General features: G+C 72.2%; 20 protein-coding genes and 1 pseudogene. 14 read left to right on the top strand and 7 right to left on the bottom strand.

The features are described 5' to 3' along the window. Nucleotides 1–10: 10 nt before the first annotated feature. Together AB0C36_RS07785 and AB0C36_RS07780 are read left to right on the top strand one after the other, a co-directional pair. Nucleotides 11–1402, top strand: a complete 1392-nt coding sequence (locus AB0C36_RS07785) for a gluzincin family metallopeptidase (protein WP_358350782.1) — start codon at nucleotides 11–13, stop codon at nucleotides 1400–1402. Between the two features lie 59 nt (nucleotides 1403–1461). Beyond that, nucleotides 1462–2646: pseudogene (locus tag AB0C36_RS07780) on the top strand (M48 family metallopeptidase); the annotation flags it as partial. On the opposite strand, the gene AB0C36_RS43205 reads toward AB0C36_RS07780, so the two are convergent. Beyond that, a complete protein-coding gene (locus tag AB0C36_RS43205; RefSeq protein WP_435839004.1) occupies nucleotides 2627–3910 on the bottom strand; it encodes a glycosyltransferase 87 family protein in 1284 nt (427 codons plus the stop codon). The pseudogene AB0C36_RS07780 and the gene AB0C36_RS43205 overlap by 20 nt on opposite strands. Before the next feature lie 59 nt (nucleotides 3911–3969). Between AB0C36_RS43205 and AB0C36_RS07770 the strand changes: the two genes are divergently transcribed. Further along, a complete protein-coding gene (locus AB0C36_RS07770) occupies nucleotides 3970–5118 on the top strand; it encodes a glycosyltransferase family 4 protein (RefSeq protein ID WP_358350777.1) in 1149 nt (382 codons plus the stop codon). 72 nt (nucleotides 5119–5190) lie between these two features. Here AB0C36_RS07770 and AB0C36_RS07765 read toward each other — a convergent pair whose 3' ends face one another. Continuing rightward, nucleotides 5191–7020: an AMP-dependent synthetase/ligase gene (locus AB0C36_RS07765; protein ID WP_358350774.1), complete on the bottom strand. Its 1830-nt coding sequence runs from the start codon at nucleotides 7018–7020 to the stop codon at nucleotides 5191–5193. Nucleotides 7021–7219: 199 nt separating this feature from the next. On the opposite strand from AB0C36_RS07765, the gene AB0C36_RS07760 reads away from it, so the two are divergent. The 7 genes from AB0C36_RS07760 (at nucleotide 7220) to AB0C36_RS07730 (ending at nucleotide 13709) form a co-directional block, all read left to right on the top strand. Beyond that, the gene (locus AB0C36_RS07760) at nucleotides 7220–7987 is read left to right on the top strand and encodes a metallophosphoesterase family protein (protein WP_358350772.1); all 768 of its coding nucleotides are present in this window, start codon (nucleotides 7220–7222) and stop codon (nucleotides 7985–7987) included. A 187-nt stretch (nucleotides 7988–8174) separates the two neighbouring features. Continuing rightward, nucleotides 8175–8636, top strand: coding sequence for an SRPBCC family protein (locus tag AB0C36_RS07755; RefSeq protein WP_358350769.1), 462 nt, complete (start codon nucleotides 8175–8177; stop codon nucleotides 8634–8636). 63 nt (nucleotides 8637–8699) lie between these two features. After that, complete coding sequence (locus AB0C36_RS07750) at nucleotides 8700–10010, top strand: ArsA family ATPase (protein WP_358350767.1); 1311 nt, start codon at nucleotides 8700–8702, stop codon at nucleotides 10008–10010. A 111-nt stretch (nucleotides 10011–10121) separates the two neighbouring features. Continuing rightward, nucleotides 10122–10664, top strand: coding sequence for a DUF5304 family protein (locus tag AB0C36_RS07745; protein ID WP_358350764.1), 543 nt, complete (start codon nucleotides 10122–10124; stop codon nucleotides 10662–10664). 98 nt (nucleotides 10665–10762) lie between these two features. Then, nucleotides 10763–11701, top strand: coding sequence for an ROK family glucokinase (locus AB0C36_RS07740; protein WP_358350762.1), 939 nt, complete (start codon nucleotides 10763–10765; stop codon nucleotides 11699–11701). Between the two features lie 136 nt (nucleotides 11702–11837). Further along, the gene (locus AB0C36_RS07735; protein WP_358350759.1) at nucleotides 11838–12590 is read left to right on the top strand and encodes an endonuclease/exonuclease/phosphatase family protein; all 753 of its coding nucleotides are present in this window, start codon (nucleotides 11838–11840) and stop codon (nucleotides 12588–12590) included. A 129-nt stretch (nucleotides 12591–12719) separates the two neighbouring features. Then, complete coding sequence (locus AB0C36_RS07730; protein ID WP_358350757.1) at nucleotides 12720–13709, top strand: 2-hydroxyacid dehydrogenase; 990 nt, start codon at nucleotides 12720–12722, stop codon at nucleotides 13707–13709. Between the two features lie 43 nt (nucleotides 13710–13752). Here AB0C36_RS07730 and AB0C36_RS07725 read toward each other — a convergent pair whose 3' ends face one another. Both AB0C36_RS07725 and AB0C36_RS07720 read right to left on the bottom strand, forming a co-directional pair. After that, a complete protein-coding gene (locus AB0C36_RS07725) occupies nucleotides 13753–14685 on the bottom strand; it encodes a hypothetical protein (RefSeq protein WP_358350755.1) in 933 nt (310 codons plus the stop codon). A 2-nt stretch (nucleotides 14686–14687) separates the two neighbouring features. Continuing rightward, a complete protein-coding gene (locus AB0C36_RS07720) occupies nucleotides 14688–15473 on the bottom strand; it encodes an alpha/beta hydrolase (protein WP_358350752.1) in 786 nt (261 codons plus the stop codon). Between the two features lie 205 nt (nucleotides 15474–15678). Between AB0C36_RS07720 and AB0C36_RS07715 the strand changes: the two genes are divergently transcribed. From AB0C36_RS07715 to AB0C36_RS07705, 3 genes are all read left to right on the top strand, one after another. Beyond that, complete coding sequence (locus AB0C36_RS07715) at nucleotides 15679–16503, top strand: lysophospholipid acyltransferase family protein (protein WP_358350749.1); 825 nt, start codon at nucleotides 15679–15681, stop codon at nucleotides 16501–16503. Between the two features lie 111 nt (nucleotides 16504–16614). Beyond that, nucleotides 16615–17778: a MacS family sensor histidine kinase gene (macS, locus tag AB0C36_RS07710; RefSeq protein ID WP_358350746.1), complete on the top strand. Its 1164-nt coding sequence runs from the start codon at nucleotides 16615–16617 to the stop codon at nucleotides 17776–17778. A 141-nt stretch (nucleotides 17779–17919) separates the two neighbouring features. Further along, nucleotides 17920–18600, top strand: coding sequence for a response regulator (locus AB0C36_RS07705; protein WP_358350744.1), 681 nt, complete (start codon nucleotides 17920–17922; stop codon nucleotides 18598–18600). Between the two features lie 10 nt (nucleotides 18601–18610). Here the strand turns inward: AB0C36_RS07705 and glpK are convergent, their stop codons facing one another. Continuing rightward, nucleotides 18611–20092, bottom strand: a complete 1482-nt coding sequence (glpK, locus tag AB0C36_RS07700; RefSeq protein ID WP_358350742.1) for a glycerol kinase GlpK — start codon at nucleotides 20090–20092, stop codon at nucleotides 18611–18613. A 135-nt stretch (nucleotides 20093–20227) separates the two neighbouring features. After that, nucleotides 20228–21718: a hypothetical protein gene (locus AB0C36_RS07695; RefSeq protein ID WP_358350740.1), complete on the bottom strand. Its 1491-nt coding sequence runs from the start codon at nucleotides 21716–21718 to the stop codon at nucleotides 20228–20230. Between the two features lie 389 nt (nucleotides 21719–22107). On the opposite strand from AB0C36_RS07695, the gene AB0C36_RS07690 reads away from it, so the two are divergent. Then, nucleotides 22108–23133 (top strand): 6-phosphofructokinase, encoded by a 1026-nt coding sequence (locus tag AB0C36_RS07690; RefSeq protein ID WP_358350737.1) that lies wholly within the window; start codon nucleotides 22108–22110, stop codon nucleotides 23131–23133. A gap of 207 nt (nucleotides 23134–23340) precedes the next feature. Here AB0C36_RS07690 and AB0C36_RS07685 read toward each other — a convergent pair whose 3' ends face one another. Next, nucleotides 23341–23784, bottom strand: a complete 444-nt coding sequence (locus tag AB0C36_RS07685) for an SRPBCC family protein (protein WP_358350735.1) — start codon at nucleotides 23782–23784, stop codon at nucleotides 23341–23343. Between the last annotated feature and the right edge of the window lie 150 nt (nucleotides 23785–23934).

The raw sequence follows: 23934 nt of genomic DNA, 5'->3' as shown, positions 1-23934 counted from the left end.
CGATCAGTCCGTGGACGACCGGAGCCCTAGGGCGCGACGGATCCCGCGGTGGCTCCTGGTATTCGCGGCAATCTGCGCCGCGATATCCACCGGAATCGCCCTGGGAGTCATCGGCCTGGGCTCGGACGGTTCGAGCCGCGGGTCCGCTCCCGGCGCGAGCCCCTCTCCGCCGGTACAGGCCGCCGACCTGCCCGCCGGCCAGGAGAAGCACACCGATCCGCGCAACGAGGCGATCGCCCGGCTGCTGGAGCGCCGGGCGACGGCGGTGCGGACCCACGACCGCGCCGCGTACCTCGCGACGATCGACCCGGCGGCGAAGGCCTTCCACGACGCGCAGGCCGCGGCGTTCGACAACGCGGCGCAGATTCCCTTCGCGTCGTGGGACTACGAACTGGTCGCCGCTGACGCGTTCACCCTTCCGGAGCAGCGCCTCGCGACTTTCGCGGGCGCCACGGTGTTCGCCGCGCAGGTCGACCTGACGTACCGCATCGACGGCTTCGACAGCGCGCCCGTGCGTAGCCCGCAGTACCTGACCTTTGTGCTCCGCGACGGTGCCTGGTTGATCGCCGCCGACACCGACGGCACCGACAGCGGCATGCGCGGCGCGGTGCAGGTGTGGGACCTGGGACCGGTCGCGGTGCTGCGCGGGGACTCGGGCATCGTGCTCGGGGTCGGCGACGGGACAGACCTGCGGTCGTACCAGAAGGACATGGACACCGCGGTGCCCGACGTCCACAAGGTGTGGGGCGGCGTGTGGGCCGGGAAGGCCGTTGTGATCGTCCCGGCCAACCAGGAGCAGATGGCCCGCCTGCTCGGTGCCGAGCCGCAGCAGTACGCGCGCATCGCCGCGGTGACCACCGGCGAGCGCGGCGCCGACGTCGACGCGGCCGCCGCCGACCGGGTCATCGTCAACCCGGACGCGTTCCGCGAACTCGGCGCGGTCGAGCGGCGCGTCGTCATGACCCACGAGATCACCCACGTCGCGAGCCGGGCGTTCACCCGCAACTGGACCCCCACCTGGCTGTCCGAGGGCTTCGCGGACTACGTGGGGTACCTCAACTCCGGCCAGACCATCCGCAGTGCCGCCCCCGAGCTCCGCCGCGACGTCCGCGAGGGGCGGGTGCCCCGCACGCTGCCCGCGGACGAGCAGTTCGAGACCACGCAGGAGGCGCTGCCGCAGGCGTACGAGATGGGCTGGCTTGCCTGCCGGATGATCGCCGAGCGCTGGGGACAGGAGAAACTGGTCGAGTTCTACCGCGCGGTCGGCGAGGCGCCGCCGCCCGGTGTGGGACAGCCGGACCAGAAGAGCCGCCTCACGAGCGCGTTCGTGTCGGTCCTCCGGATCTCGCCGGCGGACTTCACGACGCAGTGGGCGGCGTACGTGCAGGCGCAGGTCAAGTAGCGGCCACCGGCCGCGGCGCGGCCGTGCGGTGGGGAACAGACGGGGAGGGAAGCCGGCCGATGTCCGGTCAGAAGGTGCTGGTGGTCTGCCTCGTGGTGACCGCCGCCGTGCTGTTGGTCGCGGTCGCGCTCACCACGCCGTGGCGGCCGCTGCCCGACATCCCCGGCGGCGCGACGGCCCCCGACGCGGCCCGCGACTTCACCGCCGCGGAGATCGCCCGGGGGCGGGAACTCGCGGACCACGCCCGGCCGCCCGCGTACCTGTCCATGGCGCTGAGCCTGGTGGTCGCCCTGCTGCTCGGCCTGACCACGCTCGGCGCGCGGCTGATCGCCGCGGTCGCCCGTCCGCTCGGCGGCGGCTGGGTGTGGCAGATCCTGCTCGGCGGGCTGGTGCTGCTGCTGATCGGCCGCGCGGTGGCACTGCCGTTCGACGCGCGCCTGGAGGTGGTGCGCCGCAGGTACGGCCTGTCCGTGCAGACCTGGTCCGGCTGGTGGCTCGACGCCGCCAAGGGCTTCGCGATGTCCGCGGGGCCGGCGCTCGGCGTCGCGCTGGCGCTGTTCGCGCTGGTACGCCACTGGCCGCGCGCCGCCTGGCCGATCGCCGCCGGGGCGGGTGCGCTCCTCGTCGTCGCGATCTCCTTCCTCTACCCGCTGTTGGTGGAGCCGGCCTTCAACAAGTTCCATTCGATGCCGGAAGGCCCGCTGCGCACGTCGCTGCTGGAATTGGCGGAGAAGGACGGCGTGCCCGTCGAGGACGTGCTCGTCGCCGACGCGTCCCGGCGTACCACCGCACTCAACGCCTACGTCTCCGGCTTCGGTGCGACGCGCCGCATCGTGGTCTACGACACCACCCTGCGCAGCGCGTCGCCGCGCGAGATCGAGCTGATCACCGCCCACGAACTCGGCCACGCCAAGCGCAACGACGTCCTGCACGGCACGCTGATCGGTGCCGCGGGGATGGCGGCCGGGGTCTGCGTGATCGGCCTGCTGACGACCTGGCGGCCGCTGCTGAACCGGGCGGGTGCGGACGGCGCGGGCGACCCGCGCGCCCTCGCGCTGCTGCTTGCGGTCGTCGCGGTCGTGACCACGGTGTCCGGCCCCGCGCAGATGCTGATCAGCCGCCGTCTGGAGGCCCGCGCCGACGTCCACGCGCTCGATCTGACGCGCGACCCGGACGCGTTCGTGGCGATGCAGCGGCGGCTCGCCCTCGCGAACCGCTCCAACCTCACCCCGAACCCGGTGCTCCATGTGCTGTTCGGGTCGCATCCATCGACTGCGGAGCGGATCGCGCTGGCTCGGGACTGGGCGAAGTTGCACGGGGTTCCGGAGCCGGCCAGTCCTCGGCCTTGAAGGGCGGCCGAGCGGCCTGCCACAGGCGTACGGCCGACACGGCCGCGGCCGCCACCAGCAGGGCGTTGCGGGCCAGCAGGACCGCGACCGCCTCCGGCTCGCCGGCCATCAGCCAGCCGAACCACACCGGGAACTCCCATGTCGTCAGCGGCACGGCGACCAGGATCAGGGCCGCGGCCGGGCGCTGCGTGGTGTCGCGGCGGGTGAGGCAGACGGCCGCGAGCCCGATCAGCCACACCATGTACTGCGGGCTCAGCACGCGGCTGGTGACCACGAAGAGCAGCACGGCGGTGAGCGCCGCGTCGAAGGGCGTCGCCGGCGTCCACCGCCGGGCCCGCACGCGCCAGACGAGCAGCCACACCATCGCGAGCGCACTGGCCGCGAGGCTGATGCGCCCCACCAGGTCGACGTGCGGGCCGAGGAATTCGATCGAGCCGTAGTTGAACTTCACCTCTCCCGACCAGCCGTGCGCTCGGGCCAGGTGGAACGGCGTGGCGAACACCGACTCGATCTCGATGCCCCGGTCCCGCTGCGCGGTCAGGAAGTCGAACGCCCCCGGCAGCGCGGCGGCGAAGCCGAGCGCCACCGCCCCCGCGCCGATCACCGTCCACAGCAGCACCTCGACGGACCGCCGCCCGCGCGGCGCGCCGATCAGCAGCAGCACCGGCCACACCTTGACCGCCGTCGCGACACCGGTGAGCAGTCCGCTCGTCTTCGGGCTGCGCGCGGCGGTCATGAGTGCGACGACGGCGAGCGCGGTGACGAACAGGTCGTACCGCGACAGGATCATCGGCCCCAGCATCGGCACCGCGGCCACCCACATCGCCGGGCCCAGCACCGAACGCCCGCGCAGCAGGCAGGCGAACGCGACGCCGTCCGCGACCACCATCAGCACGAAGAAGGCGTGCGAGTACGACAGCGGGACCAGCAGCATCGGCAGCAGCAGGACCCCGGCGGCACCGGGCGGGTACTGCCACATCACGTCGTCCACCGGGAACGTGCCCGAGCGCAGCGTCTCGGCCCAGGGCGCGTAGATGTCCGACACGTCGCTGGTGACGATCGGGTACGGGTTGTAGAGCACGTTCAGCGTGACCAGCAGCAGCCACGTCCGCGTCAGGACCCAGGCGGCGGTGGCGCTCCAGCGGGCTTCCCGGCTCATGCTCTCCCTCGCGGTCGGGGCGTGCGCGTCACCGTACCGTCTGAAATCATCTCGACCCGATGACAAGCGTGCGCAAGACCCTGATCGTCACCAACGACTTCCCGCCGCGGCCGGGCGGCATCCAATCGTTCGTCCATTCGATGGCATTGCGGCTGCCGCCGGACAGCGTCGTCGTCTACACGTCGTCCTGGAAGGACAACACCGAGGTACGCGCGTTCGACCGCGAACAGCCGTTCCCCGTGGTCCGCGACGCCACCAAGATGATGATCCCCAATCCGTGGGTCTCCCGCCTGGCGAAGGACATTGCGCGCGCCGAGAAGTGCGACGCGGTGTGGTTCGGGGCCGCCGCGCCGCTCGGCCTGATGGGCGTCGGGCTGCGCGAGGCGGGCGTGTCGCGGCTCGTCGCCACGACACACGGCCACGAGGCGGGCTGGGCGCAACTGCCGGTCTCCAGGCGGCTGCTGCGCCGAATCGGTGACAGCGTGGACACCGTCACCTACCTGGGCGAGTACACGCGCTCGAAGATCGCGCCGCAGCTCAGTCCCGAAGCGGCCGCGCGCATGGTGCAGTTGCCTCCCGGCGTGGACGAGACCGTCTTCCGGCCGGGCGTGGGCGGCGCCGAAGTGCGCGCCCGCCACGGCCTCACGGACCGCCCTGTCGTGGTGTGCGTGTCGCGCCTGGTCAAGCGGAAGGGCCAGGACACGCTGATCCGGGCCATGCCGGAGATCCTGCGTCGGGTGCCGGACGCCGCGCTTCTGGTGGTCGGCGGCGGCCCGTACCGCGGCGACCTGGAGAAGCTGGTCGACGAGGTGGGCGTACGCGCGTCCGTGACGTTCACCGGGCCGGTGCCGTGGGCCGAGCTGCCCGCCCATCACGAGGCGGGCGACGTGTTCGCGATGCCGTGCCGCACCCGGCGCCGCGGGCTCGACGTGGAGGGCCTGGGCATCGTCTACCTGGAGGCGTCGGCGGTCGGCCGCCCTGTCGTCGCGGGCAACTCCGGCGGCGCGCCCGACGCGGTCGTCGACGGCGAGACGGGCTACGTCGTCGACGGCCGGTCGACCGGCCAGACGGCGTCACGGGTGGCCGAACTGCTGCTGGATCCGGTACGGGCCAAGGCGATGGGGGAGCGCGGCCGACAGTGGGTCGAGGAGGCGTGGCGCTGGGACCTGCTCGCGGGACGGCTGAGGGGGCTGCTGGGCTACGAGTAGCAGCCCGGCAGCCCCCTCGGGAGCTGTGTCGCCGGCGGGCGCCCGCCGCGCGTCCCGCGGGCGCGGCGGGGGTCAGGTGGTGGCAGCCTTGGCCTGCGCGGGGGCGTAGATGTTCTCCACGTCGGCGGCGAAGTCCTTCATCACCATGCCGCGCTTGAGCTTCATCGACGGGGTCAGGTGGCCGCTCTCCTCGGTGAAGTTGATGGTGAGGATGCGGAACTTCTTGACGCCCTCGGCGCGCGAGACGGCCTTGTTGCCGTCGTCGACCGCCTCCTGCACCGCGGCGATCAGGTCGGCGTCGTCGACCAGCTCGGCCACGGTCGCGTCGACCGGCTTGCCGTGCGTCTCCTTCCAGCGCGGGAAGGTCTCCGGGTCGATCGTCACGAGCGCGGCCACGAACGGGCGGGCGTCGCCGACCACCATGCACTCGCTGATAAGCGGGTGCGCCCGGATCCGGTCCTCTATGACGGCCGGGGCGACGTTCTTGCCGCCCGCGGTCACCAGGATCTCCTTCTTGCGGCCGGTGACCGAAAGGTAGCCCTCGTCGCTCAGTTCACCCAGGTCGCCGGTGCGGAACCAGCCGTCCTCGAAGGCGTCCTCGGTGGCGGCGTCGTTGTGCCAGTAGCCCTGGAAGATGTTGACGCCCTTGAGGAGGATCTCGCCGTCCTCGGCGATGCGCACCGCCGAGTCGGGGATCGGGCGGCCGACGGTGCCGACCCGGACCGCGTTCGGCGGGTTCAGCGTGGTGGCCGCGGTCGACTCGGTGAGGCCGTAGCCCTCCAGGATGGTCAGGCCGATGCCGCGGTAGAAGTGGCCGAGCCGGGTGCCGAGCGGGGCGCCGCCGGAGACGGAGAACTTGCAGCGGCCGCCGAGGGCGGCACGGAGCTTGGCGTACACCAGCTTGTCGAACGTGGCGTGCTTGACGCGCAGTCCGAAGCCGGGGCCCTTGGCGTCGAGTGCCTCGCTGTAGGCGATCGCGGTGTCGACGGCCTTGCGGAAGATCTTGCCCTTGCCGTCCGCCTCGGCCTTTGCGGTGGCGGTGTTGTAGACCTTCTCGAACACGCGCGGCACGGCCAGCACGAAGGTCGGCTTGAACTCGGCGAGCTCGGTGGTGAGCTGGCGGATGTCCGGGCAGTGCCCGGTGCGTACGCGCGCCTGCATGCAGATCACGTGCAGCTCGCGCCCGAGCACGTGGGCGAGCGGCAGGAAGAGCAGGCAGGACGGGTCCTCGACCTCGAACAGCTCGTGGAGCTGCTCGATCAGGTTGGTCGAGGCGCCGTAGAAGTTGCGGTGCGTGAGCACGCAGCCCTTGGGGCGGCCGGTCGTGCCGGAGGTGTAGATGAGGGTCGCGGTCGAGTCGCCGGTCAGGCCCGCGCAGCGCTCGTCGACCGCGGAGTCGTCCAGCTCCGCGCCCGCCGCGGCGAGCGCGGCCTCGACCGCGGGGGTGTCGCCCTCGTCCATGCGCCACACGTGGGCCAGGTCGGGCAGGCCGCCGCGGATCTCGCCGATCATCTGTTCGTGCGCGGCCGTCTCCACGATGCATGCCGTCGCACCGGAGTCGGACAGGATCCACTCGACCTGCTCGGCGGACGACGTCTCGTAGATGGGCACGGTGACCGCGCCCGCCGACCAGATGGCGAAGTCCATCAGGCACCACTCGTAGCGGGTGCGCGACATGAGGCCGACGCGGTCGCCGGGGTTGACGCCGGACGCGATCAGGCCCTTCGCGGCGGTGTAGACCTCGGCCTTGAACTGCCGGGACGTCACGTCGGTCCAGCGCCCGCCGGTCTTGCGGGACAGGACGGCAGTGTCCGGTGCCTCGGCGGCGTTCGTCCTGATGATGTCGGTCAGGTTGCCTTTGACGGGCACTTCGGCCACGGCCGGGACGCTGAACTCGCGCACGGACTGCTCCTTGATGGCGGTTGCCGGTGGTCGGGCAGACGTTACTGGCAAGTAAGGTCCGAGTGACAGGGGTCGTGACAATCCTGTGCCTCTCGTCACCCCCGGGCGCGGCGGCCCGGCTGCTGTTTCGTTTCGCCTGTCCTACCCCCGAGGGTATGCGACTCGGCCCCATCTGTGGCGGCGCCGGTACGCTGCGGGAATGCGGGTCCACGTGGTGAGCGACGTACACGGCGAGGCACAGGCCCTCGCCCGGGCGGGTGACGGCGCCGACGCGCTCGTGTGCCTGGGCGACCTGATCCTGTTCATCGACTACCACGACCTCACGCAGGGGATCTTCCCCGAGTTGTTCGGCCTCGACAATGCCGTGCAGCTGGTGGCCCTGCGGACCGCGCGGCGGTTCGACGAGGCCCGCGACTTCTCGCGCTCCCTGTGGGCGTCGCTCGCCGAGCCGCCGCAGGAGGCGATCGAGAAGGCCGTGCGGCGGCAGTACGCCGCCCTGTTCGCGGCTTTCCCCGACCCCACCTACCTGACCTACGGCAACGTCGACATCCCGGCGCTGTGGAAGGACTACACGCGGGACGGGGTCACCGTGCTGGACGGCGCGACGGTCGAGATAGGCGGACGTACGTTCGGGTTCGTCGGAGGCGGCCTCAAGACGCCGATGCATACGCCGTACGAGATCTCCGACGAGGAGTACGCCGCGAAGGTGGCGGCACTCGGCAAGGTCGACGTGCTGTGCTGCCACATCCCGCCTGCCGTCCCCGAACTGACGTACGACGTGGTCGCCCGCCGCTTCGAGCGCGGGAGCGAGGCCGTGTTGGAGGCCATTCGGGCGACGCAGCCCGCGTACGCGCTGTTCGGGCACGTGCACCAGCCGCTGGCCCGACGCATGCGCATCGGGCGGACCGAGTGCGTCAACGTCGGGCACTTCCAGGCGACCGGACGGCCGTACGTGCTCAGCTGGTGAGCCCCGCCGCCGACGCGACGGCAACCGTCCGGGCCTGGGACTGTTCCCGCCCGACAATGTGGCGCGCCGCCCGCTGTCCGGTGGCCACCGCCACAGGCCCCGCCCGGCGCGATAGCCTTCGACGGAACCGCAGCGTCCCCGCCCGGGCGGCGCGCAGGGGTGAAGGCTTCCCGGAGGGCTGCTGACGATGGCGGAACGGACCAGATCGAGCATCACGATCGACGCCACGCCGGCCGAGGTCATGGCGGTGATCGCCGGTTTCTCCGAGTACCCGGACTGGACCGGCGAGGTCAAGGAGGCCGAGGTCCTGGAGAAGGACGAGCAGATCGGCCGGGGCACCCGCGTGCGGTTCGTGCTGGACGCCGCGGCGATCAAGGACGAGCACGTCCTCGCATACACCTGGGACGGCGACCGCGAGGTGCGCTGGACGCTCGTCAGCAGCCAGATGCTCAAGTCGCTCGACGGGACCTACGCCCTCCAGCCGCTGGCGTCGGGCACCGAAGTCACCTACGAGCTGCGCGTCGACGTCAAGATCCCGATGCTCGGCATGATCAAGCGCAAGGCCGAGAAGGTCATCATCGACCGCGCGCTCTCGGGGCTCAAGAAGCGCGTCGAGCAGCGTCCGGACAGCGTCTCGAAGAGCGGCTGAGAGATTGGCGGTTCGCAGGCCCGCGAGCGGGTCCGGCGGCGGTCGGCCCGCGGGGGGCGCACGGTGACCCGGGTCCTGCTGGTGACCGGCCTGGGCGGAGCCGGGCGTACGACGGTCGCCGCGGCTACCGCGGTGGCCGCGGCACGCACCGGGCGTCGCACCCTCTTCCTCGCGGCGGACGGCACCGCGGACGCGGACACCGTGCTCGGCCTGGCGCTCGGCCCCGATCCGGTCGAGGTCGAGCCGGGGCTGTACGCGGCGCGCGTCGCGGTGCGCGAGGAGTTCGAGCGCGAGTTCCTGGCGGTCCAAGAGCAACTGGGCGGCATACTCGCGTTGTTCGGGGTGGATTCGCTGGACCCCGAGGAGATCACCGCGGTGCCGGGCGCGGTGGACGCGCTCACGCTGCGCGTGCTGGCCAGGTACGTGCGTGTGCCCGGGGAGCGGCGCGGCGCGGCCTACGGATCGGCCGCGGCCGACAGGCCCGAGGACGAACCTGCCGCCGGCGACGAGCCTGTGGGTGACGACGGATCGGCCGCATTCGACCTCGTCGTGGTCGACCTGCCGCCCGCCGAACAGGCCGTGCTCGCCCTCGCGCTCCCCGAGACCCTGTCCCGCTACCTCGACCGTCTGCTGCCCGTCGAGCGCCAGGCCGCCCGCGGTCTGGCGCCGATTCTCGCGGTCGCTGCCGGGGTGCCGATGCCGGATGAGTGGCTGTACGCGACGGCCCGCCGGGTCATCGCGGAACTGGATGCGATCCGGGCGGTGCTGGACGGGCCGGAGACGACCGTACGCTTCGTCACCCGGCCGGGGACGGTCGCGGCGGCGGCCGACCGCCGGGCCGCGTCGGCCCTAGCGCTGTACGGCCGCACCGTCGGCGACGTCGTGGTCAACGGCCTTGCCGAAGGCGGAGCCCTGGCCCGCGACCGGACCGCGGCGCTGCGCGGGTTGTTTCCCGGCGCCGAGATGGCCGCGGTGGCCGGCGGCGAGGACGAGCCGATCGGTGCCGACGCGCTCGCCGGGTTCGCCGAGACCTTGCCGCGTCTCCCCGACCGGCGGCCCGGCGACGCCGCGGAAGCGGCACCTGGCCGAGCCGATGCGCCCGCCGACTCGGCCGCGCCGGGGGCCGACGGCAGGTTCGACATCGAGGCCGACGGCGACCGCCTCGTGCTGGTCGTCCCGCTGCCCGGCGCGGAGCGCGGAGAACTGGACCTGCTGCGGCGCGGCGACGAACTCATCGTGACGGTCGGTGCGCACCGCCGCATGCTGCCCCTGCCCTCCGCACTGCGGCGATGCACTATTGAAGGAGCCGGGCTGCGGGGTGGTGTGCTGCGGGTTCGGTTCGTTCCGGATCCGGCAGTGTGGATGCGGCGATGACGCGGCAGACGGCGTGGCGGATGACGCGGCACAGGGCAGGGCACGCGGAACAGCCTGGGAGTTCGCCCCGGCAGCCGGGCACACGGGAGAATGCGGCGGGTGGAGCCTTCGATGAAGAGCACGGACGGATCCGACGACCCCTGGGCCGGTGTCGCGGACCCGGTCCCGGGCGCCCGCTCGGGCCGGGCCGGCGACGCGCCCGACGACCGGCAGGATGACGGTGGCGACGCCAGCCGGGACGATGGTCCCGGCGGCGGACACGACGGCGGACACGACGGCGGTCGCCCGCGGCCGGAGTCCGCGGACCGCCTCGCCGAGGAGGCCCGGCGGCTCGCCGAGGCGGTTGCCGCGCAGCTGGGCGGCGTACGCGAAGAGGTCCGCGAGAAGGTGGTCGAGCCGCTGATTCGCCGACACCCCGAGGCCGCCGCGCATCTGGGCGCGGCGGGCGCCGAACTGCTCGCCGCGTACCGGTCGTTCGTGGCCGACAAGGAGCGCCGCTGGGCGTCCCGCGCGGCCCCAGCCCAGCGCGTCGACATCGACATCGAACTCGATGCGGACTTCGACGAGAACCCTGCCGACGGTTCCCACGGAAAGCGGCTCGACGACCGCCTCCCGGACGACCGCCGGGGCCAAGAGCCGCCCCAAGGCGACTGACCCGGCACCCGGCATCCGGCACGCGCGGGCCCGTACCGCCGGCCGCACCCGCCGCACCGCACCATCCGCCCCCCGAAACACCGAGGACGACAGACGACATGGGACTGACGATCGGCGTCGACATCGGCGGCACCAAGATCCTGGCAGGCGTCGTCGACGCCGCGGGCGTGGTCCTGGACCGCGTGAAGGTGCCGACCCCGACCGATCCCGCGGCGGTCGCGGAGGCGATCGGCGACGCGGTACGCCACCTCGTGCGGGACCGCGAGGTCGACGCCGTCGGCCTCGGCGCCGCCGGGTTCATCGCCGCGGACCGGGCCACCGTCATGTTCTCCGCGAACGTCTCCGCGTGGGTGGACGAACCGCTGCGCGACCGCATCCAGAACCTCGTGGGCCTGCCGGTCGTGGTCGAGAACGACGCCAACGCCGCCGCCTGGGCGGAGGTCCGGTTCGGTGCGGGAGCGGGCCACGACGACGTCGTCTGCCTGACGATCGGCACCGGCATCGGCGGCGCGATCGTGCAGGAAGGCCGCCTGGTCCGGGGCCGCCACGGCATCGCCGGCGAGCCCGGCCACATGCGTGTCGTCCCCGACGGCCTGCTGTGCGGCTGCGGCAACTACGGCTGCTGGGAGCAGTACGCGAGCGGCAACGCCCTCACCCGCTTCGCCCGCGAGCGCGCGGCGGGCGAACCGCGGGCCGCCGAGAAGCTGCTCGCCTTCGGGGACGGCACCCCCGACGGCATCCGCGGCCCGCATGTCACCCAGGCCGCGCGCCTCGACGACCCGATCGCCCTCGCGGCCTTCCGCGACATCGGCGAGTGGCTGGGCCAGGGCATGGCCGATCTCGCGGCGATTCTCGATCCGGGCGCGTTCGTGCTGGGCGGCGGTGTCTCCGAGGCCGGCGAACTGCTGCTGGAACCCACGCTGAGCGCGTACCACCGCGTCCTCACCCGCGGCCACCGCCCCGCCGCGGAGGTCGTGGTCGCCACCCTCGGCCCCGAAGCCGGACTCGTCGGCGCGGCCGACCTGGCCCGCCTCTGACGCCGCCGGCCGGCGCGGTTCCACCGCGTCCGGTCGTGGCACTTCGCCCGCTCGGGCGAGGCCGGTCTCGTCAGTGCAGGCTCGGCCTACGCAGGCTCGGCGCGCGGATCACCGGGGGCCGGGGCAGCATGGCCTGATGGGGCTTGCCGATCTTGATGCCGTGGACGGGACCGGAGCGGGGGCGTCCGGCGTCGTCGAACTGCGGGTGCTCTCGTACAACGTGCGGTCGCTGCGGGACGACCGGCGGCTGCTGGTGCGGATCATCCGGCATTTCGAGGCGGACATCGCGCTCGTCCAGGAGGCGCCGCGCTTTCTGCTGCCCGGCGTGCAGGCCGAGTGGCTCGCGAGGTCGTGCGGGTTCGCGGTCGCGGCGGGCGGAGCGGCGGCGACCGGGCCGATGGTGTTGGTCGCGCCGGGCATCGAGGTGCTGGAGGCGCGGAACGTCCTGCTGCCGCGTACGCCCGGATTCCATCAGCGGGGTATCGCGCTCGCCCGGCTGGCGATCGCCGGCGCGCGGTTCGCGGTGGGCAGCACGCATCTGAGTCTGGACGCCGAGGAACGCCGATGGCAGGCCGACCTGGTCCTGACCCATCTGGCGGACCTCGGCGAGAAGTACCGCATCCTGGCCGGGGACATGAACGAGTTCCCGGGCCATCCCGGGTGGGACCACCTCGCGGCCGAGCTCCAGGACGGGTACGCGGTCGCGCCCTGGGGCCGCGAGTTCACCTCGCCGCACCGCAGGCCTTGGCGGCGCATCGACGGCGTGTTCGCCTCGGAGGGCGTGGAGTTCGTGCGCTGTGGCGTACCCGAGGACTTCACCGACGCCGAGTACGAGGCGGCGACCGACCACCGCCCGGTGCTCGCCACGCTGCGCGTTCCGATCGGCTGACACGGCGCGCGTCTCGGCGGGCGTTCGGCATGTTCGGGCCCTCGGTGCGTAGTGTCGTAGTTGTTCACAGTTGTCACATAGCTGCCTGCAGCTGCCCCGCACAGCCGCACGGAACCGGTGAGGCATCGCATGGAGATCCTGGCGTACGGCGTCGAGAGCTACGAGCGCCCGCTTCTGCGCAAGGCATTCGACGGCCGGTACGAACTGCGCTGCCTCGACGTCAACCTCGACGAGGACACCGTCGTCCTCGCGAACGGGCACGAGATCGTCTTGACCAACGTCAACGCCAAGGCCGACGCCGAGGTGCTGCGGCGCCTCGCGGCCGGCGGCACGCGGCTGCTGACGCAGCGCTCCACCGGGTTCAACAACATCGACCTCGACGCGGCGTCGCGCCACGGCATCACCGTGATGCGCGTTTCGCACTACTCGCCCTACGCGGTCGCGGAGTTCGCGTGGGCCCTTGTGCAGGCGGTGAACCGGCACCTGCCGCGTGCGGTCGTGCGTACGCGCGACTTCGACTTCCGCCTCGACGGCCTGCTGGGCCGGGACATGCACGGGCGCACGGTCGGAGTCGTCGGCACCGGCCGGATCGGCGAGGCGTTCGCCCGCATCGCCCACGGGCACGGCTGCCCGCTGATCGGCTGGGACCTCGTGGAGAACCCCGCGTGCCGGGAACTGGGCATGGAGTACGCCGAGCTCCCGGACCTGCTCTCCCGCTCCGACCTGGTCAGCCTGCACGTGCCGCTCACACCGGACACCCACCACCTCATCGACGCGGCCGCACTCGACGCCATGCGCGAGGACGCCCTCCTCGTGAACACCAGCCGCGGCGGGCTCGTCGACACGTTCGCGCTGGTCGCCGCGCTGCGCCGCGGCATGCTGGGCGGCGTCGCGCTCGACGTGTACGAGGAAGAGGAGCACTTCTTCTACCGCGACCTGTCCAACCGCAGGGTCACCGACGATGTGCTCGCCCGCCTGATGACGTACCCGAACGTCCTGGTGACGTCGCACCAGGCGTTCTTCACCGAGGAGGCGATCGACGCGATCCTCGGTACCACGCTGCGCAACGTCGACGACTTCCTCGCCGGGCGCACCACGGAGAACACGCTCACACGGTGAGCACCGGGCGCCCCCCGAGCGGGCCTCGCCGAACGGCGCGGGGTCAGACGACCGCGCCGTCGTCGGGGTCGTCCTCGTCGTGGTCCTGCCGCAGGCGCGACACCAGCGCGACGAAGCCGCCGCCGCACACCGCGATCGCCAGGAACGTCGTCCACTCGCCGATCGGGCGGCCGAGCAGCACCACGGCCAGCAGGAACAGCGGCCCGCCGAGCAGGGCGGTCCACGCGGTCTTCGTCGCCAGGTCGGTCTTCGGCAGCGGCGGAGGCGGCGGCGGCACGAAGTGCTCGTCGGGGTCCTCGTCGAGCTCGTCCGGTTCGGCGTCCTCCGGGCGTTCGTCGGACGGCGACCAGTCGCGCGGACCCGGCGTCACCACGCCGACGCGGAACGAGCCGTCGCCGGGACGCGTGACGCCGCCCTTGCGCCCGCCCGCCGCGCCGCCGCTGTTGTCGACGTCCTCCGCGACCGGCCAGCGCGGCACGGGATCGGCCACCTCGGTGTCGAAGCCCGCGACGATCTGCGCCCACAGCTCGTCCTCGTCCGGCGCCGCGGTGCCGGCCGACGTGGCGGCGGACGTACCCGACGGTGCGTCGGGAGCCGCGGTCCGGGTGCCCTCGGCCGCATCGGCGGCACCTTCCACGGGCACGTCGGCGGGGCCGTCCCCGGGGGCCTTGGCATCCTGCGCGGGAGCCGCGCCGCCGGTGTCGTCCGCGGTGTCCTCGGCCGACCCGGCCCCGGTGCCTTCCTCGGCCCGTTCCTCGGCTGCCTCGCGCTCGCGGCGCAGCAGGGCCCTGGCCCGCGAGGTGGCCGCCGCGTCCACCCACAGGCGCAGCAGGTCCGGTTCCTCGTCGAGCGGGGTCACATAAGCCGCGACTCCCTCGGCGCGCAGCACGACGAGCATGTCGTCGGCGAACTCGGGGTCGAGGTCGGTGAGGGGCTTGTACGACTCCGCGTCGAGCCCGTTGCCACGTCCTGGCACTCTCAGTCCTTCGCGTCGTCCTTGCCGTCGTCTTGCCCGTCAAACGCGGTGAGACGGCGGACGAATTCCAGGCTTTGCGTGAAGAGATACTCGGCATCGTTGTCCAGCGTGGCCACGTGGTAGCTGTCGGGCAGCAGTTCCGCGGTCACGTCAGTAGACGATATCCGGGCGAGCACCGTCTCGGAGTTCGCCGGATTGACCACATGGTCCTGCGGCGAACGGAACAGCAGCACGGGCTGCGTGACCTGCGGAAGGTCGCTCTGCACGAGCGGCCACAGGCGCGCGAGCGAGTGCAGCGGCTTGAGCGGCATGCGCGAGTACGCCAGCTCCGACGCGCCTTCCTTGCGGATGTCCGAGCCGATGCCCGGCAGCGAGCGTACGAGGCGCTTCAGGACCGGCAGGGCCTTGAGCCGCGGATCGTCCGCGTGCACCGACGGGTTGACCAGCACGAGGCCGGCCACCTGGTCGCCGCGCTGCTCGGCGAGGCGCAGGGCGAGGGTGCCGCCCATGGACAGCCCGCCCACGAACACGAACTCGCAGCGGCCGCGCAGCACGTCGAAGGCGCGCTCGAGCTCCGCGTACCAGTCCTGCCAAGTGGTGAGCTGCATGTCCTGCCACCGCGTACCGTGACCCGGGAGCAGCGGCAGCGACACGGTCAGACCGCCCGCGGCCAGGTGCTCGGCCCAGGGGCGCATCGACTGCGGGGTGCCCGTGAAGCCGTGGCTCAGCAGGAAGCCGACGGGGCCTCCGTCGTGGTGGTAAGGCTCGGCACCAGGCAGGATCGACACCGGGCGGCTCCTCTCACTTCCTCGCGAATCACGTGCTCGCGGGCCTGCGCGGGCTCACCGGAGGCTCCTCGGGGCTCGGTACCAGGGGAAGCCCAGGGGAATGCTCCCATGGGCGCGCACACGCCGTACAGCCGCGTACGCCCGCCCAGGCGACCCGCGTCTGGCCATGCCTTAAGGTTCGAGTCGGTTCACGAGGAGGTCAGGGTTGTTCTACCGGCTGATGAAGCTCGTCATCGCCCCGCTCCTGCGGCTGTTCTTCCGCCCCGAGGTCGTCGGGCGCGAGAACATTCCGGAGCGCGGGCCGGCGATCCTGGCGAGCAACCACCTGTCCTTCTCGGACTCCTTCTTCCTGCCCGCGATGGTCACGCGGCGCGTCACCTTCCTGGCGAAGATGGACTACTTCACCGGGCGCGGCATAAAGGGGCGGCTGACCGCGGCGTTCTTCCGGGGGGCTGGGCAGCTCCCGGTGGACCGCACGGGCGGCAGCGCGAGTGAGGCGGCGCTCCAGGCGGGCCTCAAGGTGCTCGGCCACGACCAGCTCCTCGGCATCTACCCCGAGGGCACGCGCTCCCCGGACGGGCGGCTCTACCGCGGCAAGACCGGCATCGCGCGCATGGCGCTGGAGTCGGGGGCGCCGGTGGTCCCGGTCGTCATGATCGACACCGAGAAGATCCAGCCGCCGGGCAAGGTGATCCCCAAGATCATGCGGGTGGGCATCAAGATCGGCGAACCCCTCGACTTCTCGCGGTACGAGGGTATGGAGGACGACCGCTTCATCCTGCGCTCGATCACCGACGAGATCATGTACGCGCTGATGGAGCTGTCCGGGCAGGAGTACGTCGACCTCTACGCGGCCGATGCAAAGAAGGCCATCGTCGAGGCGCGCAAGCAGGTCGCGGCCGCGGAGAAGGCGGCCAAGGCCGCCGAGAAGGCGGAAGCCGACAAGGCTGCTGCGGACAAGGCCGCGGCCGAGAAGGCCGACAACCCGGAGAGCCCGGAGAGCCCGGAGAAGCCTGAGAAGCCCGCGTAGAGCGGCGCAGCCCGGCCCCCACTTCGGCGGCCATGTCCCGGCGGCCCGCCCGGCTCTACCATCGTCGCGGGGCGGCGCGTGAGTTCGCGGGGCCCGTACCGGGAGGAACGGATGTCCGTCGAACAACCGCTGTGGCGCGCGCTCGCGGTCTTCCGGCTGCTCGCACTCGGCTACGCGATCATGCAGTACATGAGTGCGGCCGACGAGTACCGCTACCCGTTCGGCGGCTGGGCGGTCATGGGCGTGCTCACGGTGTGGACGCTCCTCACCATGTACGCCTTCGAGAGGCCCGAACTGCGCGGCTGGCCCGTGCTGAGCGTCGACCTCGCCCTCGCGGTGCTCAGCGTGCTCGCGACCCGCTGGCTCGACGACCCCGCGCGCGTCGCCGAGGGCAGCCTCACGCTCCCCACGGTGTGGTCCTCGGCCCCGGTCCTGGCCTGGGCGATCAAGGGAGGGTGGCTCACCGGCGCCATCGCCGCCCTGGTCACCGGCACGGCCAACATCGTGGAGCGCGGCGAGATCGCGCAGAGCAACCTGCACAACATCGTCCTGATGATGCTGGCCGCCACCGCGATCGGCTACGTGGTCGAGTTGGCCCGGTCCAGCGAACGCGCCCTCGCCCGGGCCCTCCAACTGGAGGCGGCCACCCGCGAACGCGAGCGCCTCGCACGCGACATCCACGACAGCGTCCTGCAAGTGCTCGCACTCGTGCAGCGCCGCGGTGCGGAAATCGGCGGCGAGGCGGCCGAACTCGGGCAGCTCGCGGGAGAACAGGAGGTCGCGCTCCGGCAGTTGGTGTCGGACGCACCTGTCGACCTGGAGGCCGCCGACCTGCCCGGTTCGGGGATCGGCGAGGATCCGGCGCGACAGGACGTACGCGCGCTCCTGGGCCGGCTCGCCGGCGCCCGGGTCAGCGTCGCGTCCCCCGGCACCCCGGTGCTGCTCCCCACGCCCGTGGCCCGCGAACTCGTCGCCGCGGCCTCGGCGGCGCTCGACAACGTCTGGCGGCACGCGGGCGAGGGCGCCCGCGCGTGGATCCTGCTGGAGGACGAGCCCGACGAGATCATCGTGAGTGTGCGCGACGACGGCCCCGGCATCGAGCCCGGACGCCTCGAAGAGGCCCGCGCGGCAGGGCGGTTGGGAGTGTCCCAGTCCATCGAGGGGCGGCTCCGCGACGTCGGCGGCACCGCACTCCTCACGTCGATCCCGGGGCAGGGCACCGAGGTCGAACTGCGCCTGCCGCGCCAGACCCCGGCTCTCAACGGCCGCGGCTGACCCCTCGCGGCACCGTCACGCCCGCGGTACGGCGGGCAGCGGTGCGCCGACCCTCGTCCGGTCCCTCCGGTAGGTTCTGACTCGGCGTCCCGTGCGGCGCCGTGCGGTGTGTCGGACGAGTGGCAGGCGAGGTGGGCAGCGATGACCGAGAGGGCTCCGGCGAGCGCCCCCATCCGTGTGCTCGTCGTCGACGACCACCCGATGTGGCGTGACTCCGTGGCACGGGACCTCGCAGCGGCCGGCTACGACGTCGTCGCGACGGCGGGCGACGGCTCCGAGGCCATCCGGCGCGCGCGGGCGACCGCGCCCAACGTCGTGGTGCTGGACCTCAACCTGCCCAAGCTCAGCGGTGACGAGGTGGCGCGCGAACTGGTCAAGAACGACCCGACCGTGCGCATCCTCGTGCTGTCCGCGAGCGGCGAGCAGGAGGACGTCCTCGAAGCCGTCAAGGCCGGTGCGACCGGCTACCTGGTGAAGTCCGCCAGCGCCGCCGAACTGCTGGAGGCCGTCGAGCGCACCGCCAAGGGCGACGCGGTCTTCACCCCGGGCCTCGCGGGCCTCGTGCTGGGCGAGTTCCGCCGCATCGCCACCAACCCGGCCGCGGCAGGCTCCCGCGAACCGGCCGCACCGCGGCTTACCGACCGGGAGACCGAGGTGCTCCGGCTGGTCGCGAAGGGCCTGTCCTACAAGCAGATCGCCGAACGGCTCGTGCTGTCGCACCGCACCGTGCAGAACCACGTGCAGAACACCCTCAACAAACTGCAGCTGCACAACCGCGTCGAACTGGTCCGCTACGCCATCGAACGCGGCCTGGACGACTGACGCGGCCGGTTCAGTCCGCCCAGCCCTTGGCGCGTTCGACGGCCTTGCGCCAGCGGGCGTAGGCCTCGTCGTCACGGCGGCCGGGGGTGAAGCGGGCGTCGAGCTGCCAGGTGGCGGCGATTTCCGCGGTGCCCGACCACACGCCGGTGCCCAGCCCGGCGAGGAACGCCGCGCCCAGGGCCGTGGTTTCGCTGACCTTGGGGCGTTCGACCGAGACGCCGAGCTGGTTCGCCTGCATGGCGCACAGCAGGTTGTTCTCGGAGGCCCCGCCGTCGACCTTGAGGGCGGGCAGGCCCAGCGAGGCGTCGGTGGTCATGACGTCGACGACGTCCCGCACCTCGTACGCGATCGCCTCCAGGGTCGCGCGCACCAGGTGCGCGCGTGTGGTGCCGCGGGTGATGCCGAGGATCGTGCCGCGCGCCGTGGGGTCCCAGTCGGGGGCGCCGAGGCCGGTGAGGGCCGGGACGAACACGACGCCGCCGGAGTCCGGCACCGTGCGTGCGATCGGCTCGGTCTCGGCGGCGGCGCCGATGATGCCGAGGCCGTCGCGCAGCCACTGGACGGCGGCGCCGGTGACGAAGATCGAGCCCTCGAGCGCGTACGTGAGCGTCCCGTCGGGTGCGCCCCACGCCACGGTCGTCAGCAGCCCGGCCGACGAACGCACGGGCTCCGCACCGGTGTTGATGAGCACGAACGAGCCGGTTCCGTACGTGCACTTCACGTCGCCGGGAGCGTGGCACGCCTGGCCGAACAACGCCGCCTGCTGGTCGCCCGCGATGCCGGCGACGGGCAGGTCGAGGCCGAGGAACACGTCGGGGTCGGTGCGGGCGACCGTGCCGTACGACGCGACCACCTGCGGCAGCGCGTCCATCGGTACGCCGAACAGGTCGCACAGCTCCGCCGACCACTCGCCGCGCACGATGTCGAACAGGAGAGTGCGCGAGGCGTTGGAGGCGTCGGTGACGTGGCTGCGGCCCGCGGTGAGGCGCGCGACCAGGTAGGAGTCGACGGTGCCGAGCGCGACGCGTCCGGCCTCGACCTCACGCCACACGCTTTTGTCGTGCTCGGCCAGCCAGGCGAGCTTGGTCGCGGTGAAGTACGGGTCGAGGCGGAGGCCGGTCAACTCCACGATGCGCGGCTCGTGTCCGTCGTCGGCCAGGCGCGTGCAGATGTCCGCGGAGCGACGGTCCTGCCACACGATCGCGCGACGCGGTGACGAGAGCGTGCGGCGGTTCCACAGGACCGCGGTCTCGCGCTGGTTGGTGATGCCGACCGCGGTCGGCGCGTCGTCGGCGTGCTCCGCGCGGTCCAGGGCTTCCCGGCACGCCTGGAGCGCGGCCTGCCAGATCTCCTCCGGCTGGTGCTCCACGCGTCCCGGCTCCGGGAAGTGCTGCTGGAACTCCTGGTAGCCGCGCGCCAGGACGCTCCCGTCGCGGGCCACCAGCAGGGCGGTGACTCCGGTCGTACCGGCATCGATCGCAAGCACACTCATGCGACGAAACGATATGGGCTCGTCGCCGGTGCGTGTCCATACGAAGCAGGCGCGGCCGCCCCCGGGAAAGGGGCGGCCGCGCCGTGCGGTTCACTTCGGCCGTTTCCTTTCGGCCGGTTCTGCGTGGGTGTCCGCTCAGTAGCCCCGGGGGTCGCGTCGCGAGTGGCCCCATGGACCGCCCGCCGGAGCGGGGCGCGGCTGGGAGGAGAACGCGCCGCGCGGGCCCCAGCGCGACCAGGCGACCGCCAGGATGCCCAGCAGGAGGGAGAACACCGCGAACGCGATCATGTACGGGACGCGGCTGGCGCCGGTGCGCGGGAGGCTGCCCTCGACGTACGGGGGCTCGGTGACGTCCCGTTGGTCGTCCGCGCTCGGCGGGTTCTCCGGCGTGTCCGGCACCGGGGCCTGGTCGTCAGGCGGTTCCGGCGTGTCCACGGGCGGAGGCGGCGTCGTGGTCGGGGTCTCGGTGGGTGTGGGCGTGGGTGTCGGGGTGGTCGAGGTGGGCGGCGGCGTGGTCACCGGAGCCGTGGTGCCGGGAGTGGTGCTCGGCGGCCGCGTCGACGGCTGTGTCGGCGTACTCGCGGACGGGGACGGCGACTTGGAGGGCGACTTGGACGGCGATGGCGACGCCGACTGGCTGGACGGGGGAGGGCTCGACGAAGGCGGTGTCGTGCACGCCTTGCCGCCGTTCCATCCGGCGATCATCCGGGTCGGGTACTTCTTGTCCGGGTAGTGCGGCAGCCGTTTGCCGTCGAACTTCTCCCCGCTGCCGTAGAGGTCGACCTGTCCGTAGCAGCGCGGCAGGAACTTGGAGATGTCCAGGACGGCGGTCGGCTTCTTCCCGGTGAGGGTCACCGTGTGCTTGCCGAGGTAGCTCTGCTTGCCGGAGGTCTTCCAGGTCGGGCCCTCGGCGCTGTACGAGGCGTACGACACCGTGTACTTGCACCTGTCCTCGACCTTGTCCGCCAGCCGTACGTTCAGCTTCGGGTGGAACCCGTTGAGGAGCCCTGAGCGCTTCCACGTGCGTCCGCCGTCCGAAGACCACTCGATCCTGGTGGCGGGGCACTTGGCGGGCTTGGACGGCTTCGAGGAGGACGAACCCGACGGCTTCGAGCTGGGCTTCGGCTTGGGCGCCGGCTTCGGGGTGTCCCATGCGAAAGCGACCGTTTTGTTCCGGATATCGGGGTCCTGGCCGCCGAGGGCGATGGCGTCGACCTTGTGGTGTGTGCCGGTGAGCACCACCGTGAACTCCAACTTCTTCGTGGCGCCCTTCTTCAGCGGCTTGAGGGGGCAGATCGCCGAGTTCGATTCCTTGCTGCAGCCCTTCGGGACCTTGTCGAAGGCGACGCCTTCCAGCGCGGAGGTCTTGAGGTCGCCGGTGGCCGTCGCGGTCGGCCCCTTGTTGCTGAACTTGTACGTCAGCGTCGCGTAGACCTTGCCCTTCTTGGTCTTCGGCTTCCCCGCCCCGATGGTGAGGGCGCTGTCCGCGTTGGTCTCCGCGGCGGCCCGGGGCAGGTCCGCCGAAGCGCCGGAGCCGAGCGTGGCGGGCGCGGCGTCGGCGATCCCGGTCGAGCCGAGCACAAGGAGGCCCGATATTGCCGCGACCCCGAGCTTTCGCCCCCGCAAGGGCAGTCTTGTACCTGGTGGCATCTTCGTCCTTCCGGCGGACGGGAGTTCCTGCTGTGCGCCCGCGGTACCGGATCGGAAGGGCGGGCAAAGTGCCACGGTCCCAGCGGTCGGGGCGCAGGACGAGACACCGGCGTGATCTGGCCAGACAATCGCGGCAGGTGCGCTGCGGGATATCCGATGCGCGCAGGCGCAGGCCGTTGCGCGCAACGGGAACCGGCTGAGGTCGCCGGCCGTTCGCCGCTTGCCGACCACTCTTTCGGGGTCGCCCGAACGGGTTGCGCGGACACCCGGTGTGGTGCGCGCCACGCGGTAGCGTGGCGGGTGGGCGTACCGGACAAAGATCCATACGTACTGATCCCGTCCACGGCAGGCGAAGGGGAAGCTCGATGCGCGTCGGAGTCCTGACCGGTGGGGGCGACTGCCCCGGCCTCAACGCGGTGATCCGGGCCGTGGTCCGCAAGGGCGTCACGGAGTACGGGTACGACTTCGTCGGGTTCCGCGACGGGTGGCGAGGGCCCCTCGAAGCCGACACCCAGACCCTCGACGTCCCGGCGGTACGCGGGATCCTGCCGCGCGGCGGCACCATCCTCGGGTCGTCCCGGACCAACCCGATGAAGATCGACGGCGGTGTGGAGCGCATCCGCGAGAACCTCGCCAAGCTCGAGGTCGACGCGCTGGTGGCGATCGGCGGCGAGGACACCCTCGGCGTCGCGACCCGCCTGCACGAGCACGGCGTGCAGGTCGTCGGCGTACCCAAGACGATCGACAACGACCTCGGCGCGACCGACTACACGTTCGGCTTCGACACCGCGGTCAACATCGCGACCGAGGCGATCGACCGCCTGCACACCACCGCCGAGTCGCACCGCCGCGTCCTGATCGTGGAGGTCATGGGCCGCCACGCGGGCTGGATCGCGATCCACTCCGGCATGGCCGGCGGGGCGAACGTCATCCTGATCCCGGAGCAGCAGTTCGACATCGAGCAGGTGTGCGCCTGGGTCGAGAGCCGTTTCCGGACCAACTACGCCCCCATCGTCGTGGTCGCGGAAGGCGCGATCCCGCAGGAGGGCCAGATGGTCACCAAGGACCAGACGCTGGACGCGTTCGGGCACGTGAAGCTGTCCGGCATCGGCGACTGGCTCGCGGCGGAGATCGAGCGGCGCACCGGACACGAGGCGCGCACCACGGTGCTCGGCCACGTGCAGCGCGGCGGTACGCCGACGGCGTTCGACCGCTGGCTCGCCACGCGGTTCGGCTTCCACGCGATCGACGCGGTGCACGACGGCGACTGGGGCAAGATGGTCGCCCTGCGCGGGACGGACGTCGTCACGGTGCCGCTCCAGGACGCGACGCGCGAGCTGAAGACCGTGCCGGAGTCGTTGTACGACGAGGCGAAGACGCTGTTCGGCTGAGTCTCCGCCGCGCCTGCGAACACCGGGCATCAGCGGCCCACTTGACCGCCATGACGCTGGTCACCGAGGAGTCCACCCGGCGTTCCGACCGGGTGGACCCTCCGGGCCCTGGCGTGTGCGCGGTGTGGGACGGCCGGGCGGCGCCAAGCGGGACCGCGCGCGGAGTTCCCCTGAACGCGGGCCGCACCCGAACGCGCCGGTCGGCGGTCACGCCGTGCCCGGGCGGCCCTTTTCGCAGCGTTCCTTGAGGCTCGCCGCCTCGGTGGTGACGTACCGGCGCGTGCGCGAGCCGGTGGTCAAGGCGATCAGCGGCGCCAGCCAACCCGTCTGGACGACCCCGAGCAGAACTGACGTACCGTCACCATCGCCGTCTTCAGGGTGGATCGAGTGCGTCGCGACCGTCGTGACGCCCGGGCTGACGGTCTGCCAGGTGAACGACGCGCCGGGGGTCCACTCGGTCACGCGCCACACGAAAGCCGGCATACCGGGCTGCTTGATCCGCGCGGTGCTGCCGACGCCGATCGGGCCGTCCTCCAGAAGCGTCACGGTGCTCATCGTGGGGATGAACTCCGGCCAGGCCGCCACGTCGGCGAGTTGCGCCCATACCTCCTCGGGCGTCGCGGCCACATCGATCCGGGTCTCAAAGCGCATCGCCGAGCCTCCAACAGTGTCAGGCGGTCGAGACGGGTGTGCACGTCACGTGTCCCGGGCCCGATTCCGCGGCAACGCGACCGCCACGGGCGGGCCATGGACTGAGCATGCCCAGCGGGCCGTCCGAATCATGGCTGTTGGTCTCGTCGA

Origin of the sequence: Streptodolium elevatio, assembly GCF_040649515.1 — a bacterium.
Taxonomy (GTDB): Bacteria; Actinomycetota; Actinomycetes; order Streptomycetales; family Streptomycetaceae; genus Yinghuangia; species Yinghuangia elevatio.
Note: the sequence above shows the minus strand (reverse complement) of the source record. Positions and strands in the feature narration are given on the sequence as shown.